This is a genomic window from Nocardia jejuensis NBRC 103114, assembly GCF_001613145.1.
Taxonomy (GTDB): Bacteria; Actinomycetota; Actinomycetes; order Mycobacteriales; family Mycobacteriaceae; genus Nocardia; species Nocardia jejuensis.
This window is the reverse complement of the sequence record NZ_BDBU01000003.1, coordinates 12,388-25,307: the sequence shown is the minus strand read 5'-3', so window position 1 is coordinate 25,307 and position 12,920 is coordinate 12,388. Positions and strand designations below refer to the sequence as shown.

12 protein-coding genes are annotated in these 12,920 nt (G+C 67.6%); 5 read left to right on the top strand and 7 right to left on the bottom strand.

Going from position 1 to position 12,920, the window contains the following annotated elements:
* Positions 1 to 37: 37 nt before the first annotated feature.
* Positions 38 to 406 (bottom strand): hypothetical protein, encoded by a 369-nt coding sequence (locus NJ1_RS02735; protein ID WP_067687040.1) that lies wholly within the window; start codon positions 404 to 406, stop codon positions 38 to 40.
* A gap of 269 nt (positions 407 to 675) precedes the next feature.
* Between NJ1_RS02735 and NJ1_RS02730 the strand changes: the two genes are divergently transcribed.
* Positions 676 to 999, top strand: coding sequence for a winged helix-turn-helix transcriptional regulator (locus tag NJ1_RS02730; RefSeq protein WP_067687037.1), 324 nt, complete (start codon positions 676 to 678; stop codon positions 997 to 999).
* 223 nt (positions 1,000 to 1,222) lie between these two features.
* On the opposite strand, the gene NJ1_RS02725 is transcribed toward NJ1_RS02730, so the two are convergent.
* On the bottom strand, positions 1,223 to 2,764 hold the full coding sequence (locus NJ1_RS02725) for an FAD-dependent monooxygenase (protein WP_157573709.1): 1,542 nt from the start codon (positions 2,762 to 2,764) through the stop codon (positions 1,223 to 1,225).
* Positions 2,765 to 2,869: 105 nt separating this feature from the next.
* Positions 2,870 to 3,799, bottom strand: coding sequence for an LURP-one-related family protein (locus tag NJ1_RS02720; RefSeq protein ID WP_218025114.1), 930 nt, complete (start codon positions 3,797 to 3,799; stop codon positions 2,870 to 2,872).
* Positions 3,800 to 3,979: 180 nt separating this feature from the next.
* On the opposite strand from NJ1_RS02720, the gene NJ1_RS02715 reads away from it, so the two are divergent.
* The 3 genes from NJ1_RS02715 to NJ1_RS02705 all read left to right on the top strand — a co-directional run bounded on the left by NJ1_RS02715 (position 3,980) and on the right by NJ1_RS02705 (position 7,321).
* On the top strand, positions 3,980 to 5,197 hold the full coding sequence (locus NJ1_RS02715; RefSeq protein ID WP_067687031.1) for a hypothetical protein: 1,218 nt from the start codon (positions 3,980 to 3,982) through the stop codon (positions 5,195 to 5,197).
* A gap of 218 nt (positions 5,198 to 5,415) precedes the next feature.
* Positions 5,416 to 6,765, top strand: a complete 1,350-nt coding sequence (locus NJ1_RS02710) for a M20/M25/M40 family metallo-hydrolase (protein ID WP_084477684.1) — start codon at positions 5,416 to 5,418, stop codon at positions 6,763 to 6,765.
* A gap of 19 nt (positions 6,766 to 6,784) precedes the next feature.
* Positions 6,785 to 7,321, top strand: a complete 537-nt coding sequence (locus NJ1_RS02705) for a YbhB/YbcL family Raf kinase inhibitor-like protein (protein ID WP_067687028.1) — start codon at positions 6,785 to 6,787, stop codon at positions 7,319 to 7,321.
* Positions 7,322 to 7,475: 154 nt separating this feature from the next.
* Here the strand turns inward: NJ1_RS02705 and NJ1_RS02700 are convergent, their stop codons facing one another.
* A complete protein-coding gene (locus NJ1_RS02700; protein WP_067687025.1) occupies positions 7,476 to 7,832 on the bottom strand; it encodes a YybH family protein in 357 nt (118 codons plus the stop codon).
* A 62-nt stretch (positions 7,833 to 7,894) separates the two neighbouring features.
* On the opposite strand from NJ1_RS02700, the gene NJ1_RS02695 reads away from it, so the two are divergent.
* A complete protein-coding gene (locus tag NJ1_RS02695; RefSeq protein ID WP_067687022.1) occupies positions 7,895 to 8,869 on the top strand; it encodes a helix-turn-helix transcriptional regulator in 975 nt (324 codons plus the stop codon).
* A 72-nt stretch (positions 8,870 to 8,941) separates the two neighbouring features.
* Here NJ1_RS02695 and NJ1_RS02690 read toward each other — a convergent pair whose 3' ends face one another.
* From NJ1_RS02690 to NJ1_RS02680, 3 genes are all read right to left on the bottom strand, one after another.
* The gene (locus tag NJ1_RS02690) at positions 8,942 to 10,768 is read right to left on the bottom strand and encodes an AMP-dependent synthetase/ligase (RefSeq protein ID WP_067687019.1); all 1,827 of its coding nucleotides are present in this window, start codon (positions 10,766 to 10,768) and stop codon (positions 8,942 to 8,944) included.
* A gap of 212 nt (positions 10,769 to 10,980) precedes the next feature.
* Positions 10,981 to 11,673 carry a GTP cyclohydrolase II gene (locus NJ1_RS02685; protein ID WP_067687017.1) on the bottom strand — a complete coding sequence of 231 codons (693 nt, stop codon included), beginning with the start codon at positions 11,671 to 11,673 and terminating at the stop codon, positions 10,981 to 10,983.
* Positions 11,674 to 11,746: 73 nt separating this feature from the next.
* The gene (locus tag NJ1_RS02680; protein WP_084477682.1) at positions 11,747 to 12,910 is read right to left on the bottom strand and encodes a GTP cyclohydrolase II; all 1,164 of its coding nucleotides are present in this window, start codon (positions 12,908 to 12,910) and stop codon (positions 11,747 to 11,749) included.
* Positions 12,911 to 12,920 lie beyond the last annotated feature (10 nt).

Below are 12,920 nucleotides of genomic sequence, written 5' to 3'. Positions count from 1 at the left end.
CGCGATGGTCGAGAACCGGCGCGCCGGAGAGTGGCGCTCAGAGCGCTCGGGCGAAGTCGACCGGTTCGAGGTAGGGGAAGTTGCTGACCCAGGCCTTCAGGGCGCCAGGGTCGTTGACGAGGCGCTGTGCGAGTTCGTGGCCGTAGGAGTCGGCTATCTCTCCGGCTACCGTGACCGCCGGCTTGTCGACGCCACCGCCGGAGAGATACCACTGGTGATCGACGCCGGTGATCAGGACCGAGAGCGCTTCGCCCGGCACACCGTCGATTTCGAGCCGCTCGCCGGTTCTGGGCAGTACGGGGCCGTAGGCGTTGAAAGCGATCTCGTCTTCGCCGTCGGGCATCTCGACCAGAATCGAGACTCGGTAGCGCACCAGCCCCTCGGTGCCGGATGTGTTCTCAGGCATCGTCTTCCCCTTCGCGTCGTGTGCAGCATGTCATCCGGCGAACCTGCGCAGAGGCGATTCCGGAGAACATACCGGCGGTCGGGAACAGCTGATCTGCGATCGCAGAGCCCGATAGCTCGGGGTGTGCGATCACCGGTCGTCGACACGGCAGAGGTGCCGTTCACTCACCGATCGACAACCCTGTGGCGCGCGCTGGAATCAGGGGTGATCGACGCGGCGTTGGATGAGAAACGTTGCATGCGGGACAGCACTATCGACGAGGACGGGTGATGGGCGCGAAGAGACACGGGCCGTACTACTGCGGCATCGATGCCGCCATGGACGTGGTGGGCGGTAAGTGGAAGGTGCTCATTCTGTGGGAGTTGCACGAGCACGGCGTTCGACGGTTCGGTGAATTGCGACGCGGACTGCCCGGGGTGTCGGAAAAGATGCTCAACGAGCATCTGCGTGAGCTGGCCGCGGACGGAATCCTGCATCGGGAGGTCTACGCGGAGATCCCGCCGCGCGTCGAATACTCCCTCACCGAGGAAGGGCACGCGCTGAACGCGGCTCTGGGCTCGCTCGGTGAGTGGGGGTCACGGCGGATGATGTGAATCGGTGCGGAACGGGTCGAGCACCTCACCGGGTGAGACGCGGTGCGACTCGAAATGGCATGCGGCGCAGTCACGCACCGCATGCCGACTCGACTCGTGCGGCCGGGGCGACGCCCGATTGCCCGGACGTCCCTCGGACGGGCCGACCGGCGATCCGCCCGGGCGCATCCGATCCTGCCCAGCGCCGCCGAGGCGGCGCGCATCGCGGGTCGGTTGGAGGCGGTCAGGCGGCGGGACCGAACCAGCGGGTGAGGGCGGTGCTCAGGCCCGCCGTTCCGGTGTCGTCCGAGGCCCAGGCGGCGACGCCGTCGGGGCGGACCAGCAGGGCCGAAAGGGTGTTCGGCTCAGCGGTTTTGGTCGTGAGCACCCGGACCCGACCGGACCAGGGGGCGGCGGCGGTGCGCAGGGCGGGGGAGTCGGTCAGGTCCAGCAGGACCGCTCCGCCGGGGGTGAAGTGCTCGCCCAGGCGAGTGCCGTCGGCCAGATCGAGGTCGGGGGCGCACGCGCCGACCAAGGGGTGTGTGCCGCCGAGGTCGTAGCGGTGCAGGACGCCGGAGATCCTCTTGAAGATCTCGGTGGCGGCGTCGGGGGTGGCCAGCAGTTCGGCGGCCACGGCGCGTAATGCCTTGCTGCGCGGGTCGAGTCGCATGAGGGCGATCTGAGCCCGGGTCCACTCCAGCACCCAGGCGCCGATCGGGTGGCGTTCGGCGCTGTAGGTGTCGACGAGCGATTCGGGGGCCGTGCCGCGCACGACGGCCGCCAGCTTCCAGCCCAGGTTCACCGCATCGCCGATGCCGAGGTTGAGCCCCTGCCCGCCGAACGGGGAGTGCACGTGCGCGGCATCGCCCGCCAGCAGGACCCGGCCCCTGCGGTAGTCCGGGACCTGGCGAGTGTTGTCGGTGAACCGAGTCGCCGAGTGCACGGCGGTGATCTGCACCGGAACTCCGGAGACCTTGCGCAGGCTGGTCTGCAGTTCGAGCGCGGTGACCGGGGCGTCTCGGTCCGCGGGCGGGCCGTCGAGCTCGACGGTCAGGAAGCGGCCGGGCAGCGGGCCGTGTGCGTAGATGCCGGTCGCGGTGGTGTTCCAGCCGGGTTGCAGCCCTTCGGTTCCGGTCATCTCGACCATGGCCTGGTGCCCGGTGATCTCCGCGTCCAGGCCGGGGAACTCGAAGCCGGCGAGCTTGCGCACGGTGCTGCGCCCGCCGTCGCAGCCGACGACCCATCGCGCGTCGACCAGGCTGTCGCCGCAGCGGACGGTGACGGTGTCGCCCTCGTCCCAGAGTCCCGTCACGTCCACTCCGCGCCGGACCGGAACATCGAGTTCGGCCGCGCGCCGGGCCAGGATCGACTCGATGGCCTGCTGCGGGACGAAGAAGACCTCGGCGGCGGGCCCGGCTCCGGCGAAGGCGGGATCCTCGAAGTCGATGGCGCCCGGATCGATCATGATGCCCGCGAAGTGCCCGACCGCGGGCCGTCGATCCGGGCGCACGGGGGGTATGGGCGCATCGGAATGCCCTGCGCGGCGGCGGAACTCGGCGAATCGAGCGAAGGCGTCGTCCTGGACCGCGCGGATCTCGGGCAGCAGCCCGCGCCGGTACAGCGCCTGCGCGGTGGGCACGTTGATCGCGCCCGCTTTGATGGTGAGGTCGGGTTCGGTGAGGCGCTCGACGACCAGGACGTCCGCCCCGGCCAGTCGCAGCTCGCAGGCCAGCATCAGGCCGACGGGTCCGGCTCCGACCACCACCACATCGTGTGTCTCGTTCATGAATACGACTGTGACGGGCCGTGATTACCCGGCCCTTGCACCTGCTTGCGTGCCGCTTGCGCCGGTCCGGCGCGCGTGCCGGACCGGTCTGTCGCGGGTGGCGGATCAGCCCCAGCCGCGCGAGTCCTGCTTGAGCGCGGTGTCGATCGCCAGGCCCGAGGCGACCACCATGGCCAGCAGCGGCTGCGGCAGTTGCCGGTGGATCTGCACGACATAGTTGTCGGCGGTGGTGAACATGTTCTTGAGCAGGCCCTCCCACGTCTTGGTGATGCGGGCGACCTCCTGACCGGTGTGGTCGTGGATCATGAAGTTCCAGGCCCGCCAGTTCTCGGCGCGGATGCCGCCGATCTGCTGCCCGCCGACAACGAAGGCGAAGTTGATCTTGCCGATCATGTTCTCCTGCACGATCTCCCCGATCGGCTGACCATTGCCGTGCTCGAGCAGGAACTTGGACTTGAACACCTTGGCCGGGCGGGTGATCCGCAGCATGGTCTGCCCGTGCGCGTCGCGCACCTCGAGCTTGTGCGTCATGAACTGGTCGTAGCTGGACATGAAGCGCACGGCCTTCTTCAGCGCGCTCTGCCCGACCTCCACGACCGCCCCGATCTGGCCGCCGTGCTGATCGAAAACCCCGTACTCGTTGGACATCTCGATGAGCTTGACCTTCTGGTTCACCACCAGGATCGGCTCGGTGAACACGGTGCCGCCGCCGCGCTGGGTGGCTCCCACCCCGGCCTGCTGCTGCACTTGGCGCTGGATATCGGCCGGATTGTTCGCACTGCCGACCTCGAGCTCCCACGGGCTGGCATCACCGCGGTGCTGACCGTACTGCTGCTGTCCGCCCTGCTGGGCATACTGCTGTCGCGCGTGCTGCTGACCCTGTTGCTGCTGCGCGTACTGCTGCTGCGCCACCGGTTGCTGCTGCGGGGCCGACTGCTGTTGGGGCTGGGTGTGATTCGTCCATTGGCTGCCGTCCCACCAACGCAGCACGGTGGATCCTGGACCTTCGGGGTACCAACCCGGGGGATGACTCATGGCCCGCATCCTAACGGTGTACAGGGACTCTGCACTTTTCGCGCCAATTGTCCCATCCTCGCCTCTATGATGGGCGGTCGAATTCGGGTCGTCCCGTCTCGGACACCTGAGGAACGAGGAAAAGATGCCTGGCGCAGCCGAACTCGACCATAGCTGGACGATCGCGAGCCGGGCGACCCTATGACCGATCTGGTGACCCGGGCCCAACTCATCCTCCTGGCCCGCACCCTGCACGTCCCGGTCGAGCGCCTCGCGCATCTCGAGAAGCTCGGACCGCATCGATTACACGAACTGCAAGAACGCATGTCCGGCACGCTCTTCGATCAGCACGGCCCGGTCTTCGAACGCATCAGCAAGCTGGTGCCCCTCATTCCGCTGCGCATCTCGCTGCCCATCGTGCAACGCATGGTCCCGCCGGCCATGACCGGGCGGGCCGCGGGCGCGGTCGGCGTGCAGCACCGCAAGGTGGCAGTCGATGCGGTGCAGCGCATGGAGGTGAACTACGCGGCGGACTGCGCACCGTATCTGGATCCGCGCACGGTCGGGCAGCTCGCGGACGACGCACCCGCCGAACCGGTGATCGCCATCATCAACGAACTGCTGCGCCGACGGGACTACATCACCGCCGGACCGTTCCTCGCCTATGCCACACCGGAACTCGTGGCCGCGGTCGAAGCGGGCGTCCCGGACGACGAGGGGCTGATTCGTTCGGCCTCCTACGCGTACTCGGGGGAGAGCGTCAGCGCCGTGGTGCGCCAGCTGCTGGCCGGGTCCGGACAGCGCCTGCCCGCGATGCTGGGCACGGTGCTCGACGGGTCCAAGGAACTGCGCTTGGCGGCGCTGTCGGTCTTCGCGCGATGTCAGCCCGATGTGATCGCCGCGGTCGGGGACATCCTGTTCGCGGTCGCACCGCCCTCGGCCATCGCCGATCTGGTCACGACGTTCCTGGGCGCGGACGCCACCGCGGATCTGCTGCGCTTCATCGGACAGTTGAGCCCGGCCGCGCTGACCCGCCTCGCGCTCAACCCGGTGATGGGGGAGGTGGCCGACACACTCGTCGCCGCGCTCGACGGCAGCAGTGAGATCGCGCTGTGGCGCGGAGTGCTCGAACCGATCGCGCGCACCCCGGCCGAGATCCGCCGGGTGGCCGGGGCGCAGCTCTCGCAGCTCGACACCGCGACGCTGATCACCCTGCCCGCGATCGCTCAAGCCGCTCGGTTGTGGCCGCCGCTGCTGTGGGTGCTCGCGGCCACCGACGTCGACGTGCAGGCTCGATTCGGCGAGCTGTGGGCGGGCTCGACCCGGCTCAATCCCGATGTGCTCGAGCGCCGGATCAGTGATCAGCGCCTGGACTCGCTGCTGAGTACCCTGGTCGCGACCATGCGGGTGCTGCGCTGAGGACGCGTCGGGTTGCCGCGCTCCGGACGCTGCGGTGGGTACCGAACTCCGAAGGCACTTGTGGCGGTGCAGCGCACAGGACGTCGGGTGACGCTGCGCCGTGAGCAATGCGTGATCGCTGATTCCAACCCGCACCACCGCGACCTACCTGCGGTCGGGAGGTGTCCTCGCGGCCGTGCCCGGTCGGCGTCCCCGGGGAAAGTGGTAGGAAAGGGGGCGTGTCCGAAACCGCCGAAACCCGCACCTCCCGCGCCGTGTCGGAAGTGGTGAACCTGGTCAGTGAGCTGATCCGGTTCGACACCTCCAATACCGGCGAACTGGAAACGACCAAGGGCGAGCGCGAATGCGCGCAATGGGTCGCCGATCAACTGCAACAGGCCGGCTACACCACCGAATACGTCGAGTCCGGCGCGCCCGGGCGCGGCAACGTCTTCGCGCGACTCAAAGGCGCGGATTCGAGCCGTGGCGCGCTGATGATGCACGGGCATCTGGACGTGGTGCCCGCCCAGGCCGACGACTGGAGCGTGCATCCGTTCTCCGGAGCGGTGCGCGACGGTTACGTCTGGGGGCGCGGCGCGGTCGACATGAAGGACATGGTCGGCATGATGCTGGCCATCGCCCGGCAGTTCAAGATCGAAGGCACCGTGCCGCCGCGCGATATCGTCTGGGCGTTCCTGGCCGATGAGGAGAACGGCGGGCGCTGGGGCTCGCAGTGGCTGGTCGACAACCGGCCCGATCTGTTCGCCGGCATCAGCGAGGCGGTCGGTGAGGTCGGCGGGTTCTCCCTGACCGTGCCGCGCCCCGACGGCACCGATCGCCGCCTGTATCTGGTGGAGACCGCCGAGAAGGGGCTGGGCTGGATGCGCTTGCGCGCCAAGGCCCGTGCCGGGCACGGCTCGTTCCTGCACGAGGACAACGCGGTCACCATCCTGGCCCAGGCCGTGGCCCGGCTGGGCACCCACACCTTCCCGCTGGTGGTGTCCGATTCGGTGGCCGAGTTCCTGGCCGCGGTCTCGCAGGAGTCCGGGCTCGAATTCGATCCCACCGGACCCGATATCGAGGGCCAGCTGGCCAAGCTGGGCACCATTTCGCGCATCATCGGCGCGACGCTGCGCGACACCGCCAATCCGACCATGCTGCAGGCCGGTTACAAGGCCAACGTGATCCCGCAGATCGCCGAGGCCGTGGTGGACTGCCGGGTGGTGCCGGGTCGTCAGGCCGAGTTCGAGAAGGAGGTGGACGCGCTCATCGGACCCGACGTGGAAAGGGAGTGGATCACCAAACTCGACTCGTACGAAACGACTTTCGACGGGCATCTGGTCGACGCCATGAACGAGGCGATCCTCGCGCACGATCCGCAGGGGCGCACCGTGCCCTACATGCTGTCCGGCGGCACCGACGCGAAGGCGTTCGCGCGCTTGGGAATCCGCTGCTTCGGGTTCGCTCCGCTGCAACTGCCGCCCGAATTGGACTTCACCGCATTGTTCCACGGCGTGGACGAGCGAGTCCCGGTGGAGTCCCTCGAATTCGGCACCCGCGTGCTGGAACACTTCCTACTGCACAGCTGACTCATCGAAAGGACGCACCGTGCCCGACTACTCGTACAACCCGTACGCCGCACTGCCCGCGCTGCCCGAATTCACCCTCACCTCCACCGATATCAGTGAGGGCGAGCCGCTGCACCTGGATCAGGTCAGCGCGCAGGGCGGAGCAGGCGGCAAGGACATCTCCCCGCAGCTGAGCTGGTCCGGGTTCCCGGCCGAGACCAAGAGTTTCGCGGTCACCGTGTACGACCCCGACGCACCCACCGCCTCGGGCTTCTGGCACTGGGTGGTGGCCAACATTCCGGCGACCACGACCAGCCTGGAAACCGGTCAGGGCAGCGCGGGCGGCACGCTGCCCGCCGGTGCGATCGCGCTCGGCAACGACGCGGGCCTGCACGAGTACACCGGGGCGTTCCCGCCCGCCGGACACGGCGCGCACCGCTACTTCGTGGTCGTGCACGCGGTCGGCGTGGAACGACTCGAGGTCGACGAGAACGCCTCCCCGGCGTACCTGGGCTTCAACCTGTTCGTGAACGCGATCGGGCGCGCCACGCTGATCGGCACCCACGAGCAGCACTGAGCCGGCCAACCCGTAGTCCTGAACATGTGGCCCCGAGCGGAATGCTCGGGGCCACAGTCATGTTCGCCGCGCGGCGAGCGACCCTGGGCATACCGGTGGAGTGAACAGGTACGGACATGGTGCGGGCACACACTCGGGCGTGCCCGCACCCGCGTCAGAACGCGATGATGTTGGGCTGATCCACGCTCCAGAGCCAGGAGCCGTCGGGTTGGCGGCGGGCGATTTCGACGGTGATCTCTCCGTTGTCGAGGGTCGCCGCGGTCAGTGCGAGATCACCGTTGATCAGAGCCGGGTGCTGGGTGCTGGGGGACAGCTCCGGGGCGAAGGCGACGAATTGCTCGTAAACCTTGCGGATTTCGGCGTGGCCGGTGGCCAGGCTGCCCGGGGGGAACGCCAGAACCGCGTCGGGCTCGTAGAGCGCGACCAGGCCGTCCACGTCTTTGGCGTTGGCGCGCTCGATGAAGAACTTGCCCAGGTCGTTCGGGTCGGTGGCCTTGATCTTGTTTGTCATGCGTCCAAGCCTCTCGAGCAATCACGACATCTTGTGTCGTGTATTTCGATAGACTTTTCCGCATGCGCGCCGACCGGTTGGTCTCGCTGGTGTTGCTGCTGCGGCGGCACGGCCGGCTCTCCGCCCCCGATCTGGCCCGTGAGCTGGAGGTCTCCACCCGCACGGTGCTGCGCGATATCGAGGCGCTGTCCGCCGCGGGAGTGCCGGTGTACGCCGAGCGCGGACGTCACGGCGGGTTCGCGCTGCTGCCGGGATTCCACACCGAACTCACCGGCCTCAACCATGACGAGGCATTGGCGCTGCTGGTGGCCGGATCCCGGCGCGGCGCACAGGCATTCGGGCTGGGCTCGGCGCTCACCTCCGGGATGCGCAAGGTGCTGGACGCGCTGCCGGAGAGCAATCGCAGCACCGCCGCCGGTGCGGCCCAGCGGCTGCTGATCGACCCCGAGACCGATCTGCTCGCGCGCCGCCTGGTCGCCGAGCAGGCGCCCGCCGCCGTGGTGAGCGAGGTTCGCCGCGCGGTGTTCGCCGGTCACAAGTTGCGAATCCACTACGCGGCGGTGGATCAGGACCCGCGATGGCGCACGGTGGATCCGATCGGGCTGGTCACCGTGCGTGAGCAGGTGTACCTGCTGGCCATCCGCGCGGGCGAGGATCGCACCTATCGACTCTCGCGGGTCCTGGCGGCGCAGGAGCTGCCCGAACCCGCCGAGCGTCCGGATCAGGTCGATCTGGACCGAGCCTGGCAGGAGCGCAGCGCCAGATTCCGTGCGGGGGGAGATCAACTGGCGGTGCGGATCCGGCTGGACCCGGCACGGCGGGAGGAACTGGTGGGCACCGCGTTGGCGGTGTATTCGGAGGAGACCGATCCGGACGGCCGGCTGCGGATGGAGGTCACCTTCCAGGACGCCAGACATGCCGAATGGGCGGTCTGGCAGCTCGGCACACACGCCGAAGCCCTTGCCCCGCAATGGTTACGCGATTCGATGTGCGAGCGTGCGCGTGCGATGGCGGCGGCGTACGCGGTATCACCCTGACGACGGATTGCCGTTCCACACCGACGACTGTGGCCCCGGACCGATGGTCCAGGGCCACAACGCTGTACGGGCTTACAGGTTGACGACGCCGTCCGGGGCCGGGGTCGTGTAGAGCGAGGCGATCTCGGTCGCGTACTTGGTGGTGATCGGGTTGCGCTTGAGCTTGAGGGTGGGGGTCAGCTCGTCGCCGCCGGGCTCCCAGCCGGTGTCCAGCAGCACGAAGCGCTTGATCTGTTCCACGCGAGAGAGTTTCGCGTTGGCGACGCCGATCGCGGCCTTGATCTCCTCGACGATCTCCGGGCGCGCGGCGAGGGTCTTCAGGTCGGCGTCGGGGGTGCCCAGGGCCTTGGCGCGCACCACGGCGGTGTCGGGGTCCAGGACCACCAGCGCGGTGATGTACGGCTTGGCGTCGCCGATCGCGACGATCTGACCGACCAGCGAGGAGGCCGCGCGGACCGTGTTCTCGATGTTGGTGGGGGACAGGTTCTTTCCCGCCTCCGAGATGATGAGTTCCTTCTTGCGGTCCACGATGCTGACGTAGCCGTCGCCGTCGATGGTGGCCACGTCGCCGGTGTGCAGCCAGCCCTCCGCGTCGATGGCTTCGGCGGTCTTGTCGGGCATCTTGCGGTAGCCGCCGGTGACGATGGCGCCGCGCACCAGCAGTTCGCCGTCGTCGGCGAGGCGGATCTCCACCCCGCGCATGGGGATTCCGACGGTGCCGGGCTTGGGCTTGGCCAGCGGGGTGTAGGTGCCCACGCCCGAGGTTTCGGACATGCCCCACACCTCGGTGACGGTGAAGCCGAGTCCGAGCATGTACTCGAGGGTCTCGGGCGGGATGGCCGCGGCGCCGGAGGCGGCGACCTTCAGCTCGTCGAATCCCAAGGCCTGGCGCAACTTCGAGAGCACCAGGGCATCGGCGAGCTTGTGCTGCACATCGAGCAGCAGGCCGCGGCCGTTGCCGGACAGGTCCGCGCGGGCGGCGTTCACGCCCACGCCGATCGCCCAGTTGGCCAGGGACTTCTTGACCAGGCTGGACTCGGTGGCGAGCTTGGCGTCGATTCCGGCCTTGATCTTCTGCCACACGCGCGGCACGCCGAAGAAGGCGGTCGGGCGGGCATCGGGCAGGGCGGCGGCGATCTCGCGCGGGTCCGGGACGGTGGTCATCTGCACGCCGGTGAACAGGTTGGCGCAGTGACCCGAAATACGGTCGGCCACATGGGCGGCGGGCAGATACGACACCGAGCGGTCGTCGAGACCGACCGTCAGCGGGCCCTCCACGAGTCCGACGATCTGCGCGACCACATTGCTGTGGGTGAGCTCGACGCCCTTGGACGGGCCGGTGGTGCCGGAGGTGTAGATGAGGGTGGCGATGTCCTCGGGCTGCACGGCCCGCCACGCGGCGTCGAAGTCGAAGTCGGCCGCGGGGGCCGCTTCCACCTCGGCCAGGGTGACGGTTCCGGCGGCGGTGCCCTCGACCAGCACGATGTGCTCGAGCTCCACGCCCGCGCCGCGCACCGCGTCCAGGAACGCCGGCTCGGTGATGACGACCTTGTTCTCGGCATTGGTGAACAGATGCGCGATCTGATCGGCCGAACTGGTGTTGTAGATCGAGAACGGCGTGGCCCCCAGATGCAGTGCCGCCGTGTCGACCAGATTGAACTCGGGCCGGTTGGTCAGCATGATGCCGACGGTGTCCCCGCGCGTGATGCCGAGCCCGGCGAGTCCGGCGGCGATGGTCCGCACCTGCTCCCCGTATTCGCGCCAGGTGATCTCCCGAGTGCCCCCCACCGTCCGCAACGCCACCTGATCAGGCCGCAGAGTCAGCGTCTCCTGGAACGCCTCCGGAATCGTGAAGACCGTTTTGCCTGATTTGTGCGTATAGCCGATGTCTGTCGTCATAACCCTTTTTCCCGATTGCCTCTCGCTTCGCCCGCCACCGCGCACCGTCCGACCAGCGCGAACTCCGACGTCCCGAGGGAACGACCACCCAGCTCACACCCGGACCGCACACTCGATGTGGCACGGCTCACTCATCGTAGCCACTGACTGACAGTTGTGTCTCGGGCTACAGGGGGTCAATCCCAAAGTGCACGTAAAACGCACCCCAAGATCTACCGAAGGCGGGTGTCGCTCCCGACCGAGTGGCCGGAGGGCAGGAAGGGGCGAATCAGCCACAGCATCACCTGTTGCACCCGGCGGTCCCACGACTCCACCACCGGATCGATCGTCGGCAGATGATGGCCCGTCACTCGCCTTTTGGATTCCATGTAGCGGCGAGCCCGCTCGGACCGCGGCGCGGTCACCAGCGGCTCGGGATACACGGTGATTCCGACGCCCCGCACCGCCACCAGTTTCTCCGGATTGTTGGTCATCAGCCGGATCCTGGTCAGCCCGAGTTGGGTGAGCGCCTCCGCCGCCTGCTCGTAGGACCGCGAATCGATCGGATGCCCCAACGCGAGATAACTGGCGAACGAATCGACTCCCGTCCGGTCCGCGAGCCGCAGCCCCTTCGCCTTCACCACCAGACCCGCACCCCGCCCCTCCTGCTCGAGATAGATCAGCACCCCGTGCCCCTCGGTCTGGATCCGATCCATCGCGAGATCGATCTCGGGCCCGCAATCGCAGTCGTCGCTGCGCAATACATCGCCGTACAGACATCGCGAATGAATGCGCACCAGGCATCCGTCCCGCAGGTCGCCGAAAACCAGAACGTGCCCGATACAGACTTCGGCGCCGGAGCCGGACTTCTCTCGGAGTTCCAGCACCTGCCTGATCGCGAGATCCCGGCCCCTGCGCGAGATCACATGGGCAGTCGATTTTCGATCTTGCGACTCGATGTCTTCCACGGCGACTCCAGATCGTGCGCAGAGTCCTCGGCTATCGAGAGCTGCTGGCGCCACTCCCTATTGTCGGTGCGACAGCCGCTTCGTCGAGCCGAAGGGTGGAAAAGCGAAAACAAAATAATCGAAACCTGGCCTGCAGCAACCGCGTTCGCGCCCATGCCCAGCGCCCGAGGAACAGTGCCGCTACCGCCGAGAAGAAGCCGTGATGGGCGATGCCGATCACATCGACGGCAATGTCGGCCACCATGGTGCCGGCAAGACTCACAGCGCTCACGAATCCGACCGCGAGTAGACCGTCGGTTATCTGGAAGATTCGCCATGTGCGAGGCAGTGCATGGCTTCGATATACGCGCTTGGCCTTGAGATAGCCGCGTGCGCGGCGACTTCGGGGAACGGTCAGCAATGGAACATGTTCGACGACAAGGCCCGCGTCGCGTAGATGCGCGATCTTGGCGGGATTGTTGGTGAGCAGCCGAATCCTGTTCAATCCCAGTCGCTTCAGCGTATGTGCCGCATCCATGTAGTGGCGGCTGTCCGGGTCGTATCCGAGTCGCTCGAAACTGGCGAAGGTATCGAGTCCTTCGATTTGGCTGATCTGATAACCGCGAGCCTTGCCCGCGAGACCGGCGCCGCGACCTTCCTGCTCCAGGTAGAGCAGGATCCCTTTGCCCTGGGCGTGGATCATGTCCATCGACAACGCGAGTTCGGGGCCACAATCACAATCGTCTGCCTCCAGGGCATCACCGAAGAGGCAGCGCGAGTGAATGCGCACCAGACAATCGTCCTCGATGTTCCCGTCGCCGAAGATCAGGGCGTGGCCCGCACGATCTCCGTCCACGTCCACCACGCGTAGCTCGATGCGCCGGCGGCCGGCGCGCGCAAACCAATGCTTGGTGTCGGAGACGCTCGCGAGTGTGCCGGTGTCGCAGTTGCCGGGATCGCGCTCCGCATCGCCCGATGCGAGTTCCAGGTCGGCGCCGACGGGCGGGAGCGTGGTGTTTCGGAGGAGGAGGTCCTCGTATCCGGCTTCGGGATCCGATGCCGCGCAGGGCATATGAAGCGAATCGGACTCCGATTCCAGCGGCGGGGCATCGAGTGCGCACGAAGCCACATCCGCAATGGTGTCAGTCAACCCGTCCTCCGGAAACGGCTCACGTCGATTATAGCCAGCGGCTATATCTTGTACGTGCCGCATCATCTGCGGACCC

What these genes read in the sequence shown, in the direction of transcription:
- NJ1_RS02735 (WP_067687040.1), bottom strand. Translation starts at nt 406, where the DNA reads ATGCCTGAGAACACATCCGGCACCGAGGGGCTGGTGCGCTACCGAGTC.
- NJ1_RS02730 (WP_067687037.1), top strand. Translation starts at nt 676, where the DNA reads ATGGGCGCGAAGAGACACGGGCCGTACTACTGCGGCATCGATGCCGCC.
- NJ1_RS02725 (WP_157573709.1), bottom strand. Translation starts at nt 2,764, where the DNA reads ATGAACGAGACACACGATGTGGTGGTGGTCGGAGCCGGACCCGTCGGC.
- NJ1_RS02720 (WP_218025114.1), bottom strand. Translation starts at nt 3,799, where the DNA reads ATGAGTCATCCCCCGGGTTGGTACCCCGAAGGTCCAGGATCCACCGTG.
- NJ1_RS02715 (WP_067687031.1), top strand. Translation starts at nt 3,980, where the DNA reads ATGACCGATCTGGTGACCCGGGCCCAACTCATCCTCCTGGCCCGCACC.
- NJ1_RS02700 (WP_067687025.1), bottom strand. Translation starts at nt 7,832, where the DNA reads ATGACAAACAAGATCAAGGCCACCGACCCGAACGACCTGGGCAAGTTC.
- NJ1_RS02695 (WP_067687022.1), top strand. Translation starts at nt 7,895, where the DNA reads ATGCGCGCCGACCGGTTGGTCTCGCTGGTGTTGCTGCTGCGGCGGCAC.
- NJ1_RS02690 (WP_067687019.1), bottom strand. Translation starts at nt 10,768, where the DNA reads ATGACGACAGACATCGGCTATACGCACAAATCAGGCAAAACGGTCTTC.
- NJ1_RS02680 (WP_084477682.1), bottom strand. Translation starts at nt 12,910, where the DNA reads ATGATGCGGCACGTACAAGATATAGCCGCTGGCTATAATCGACGTGAG.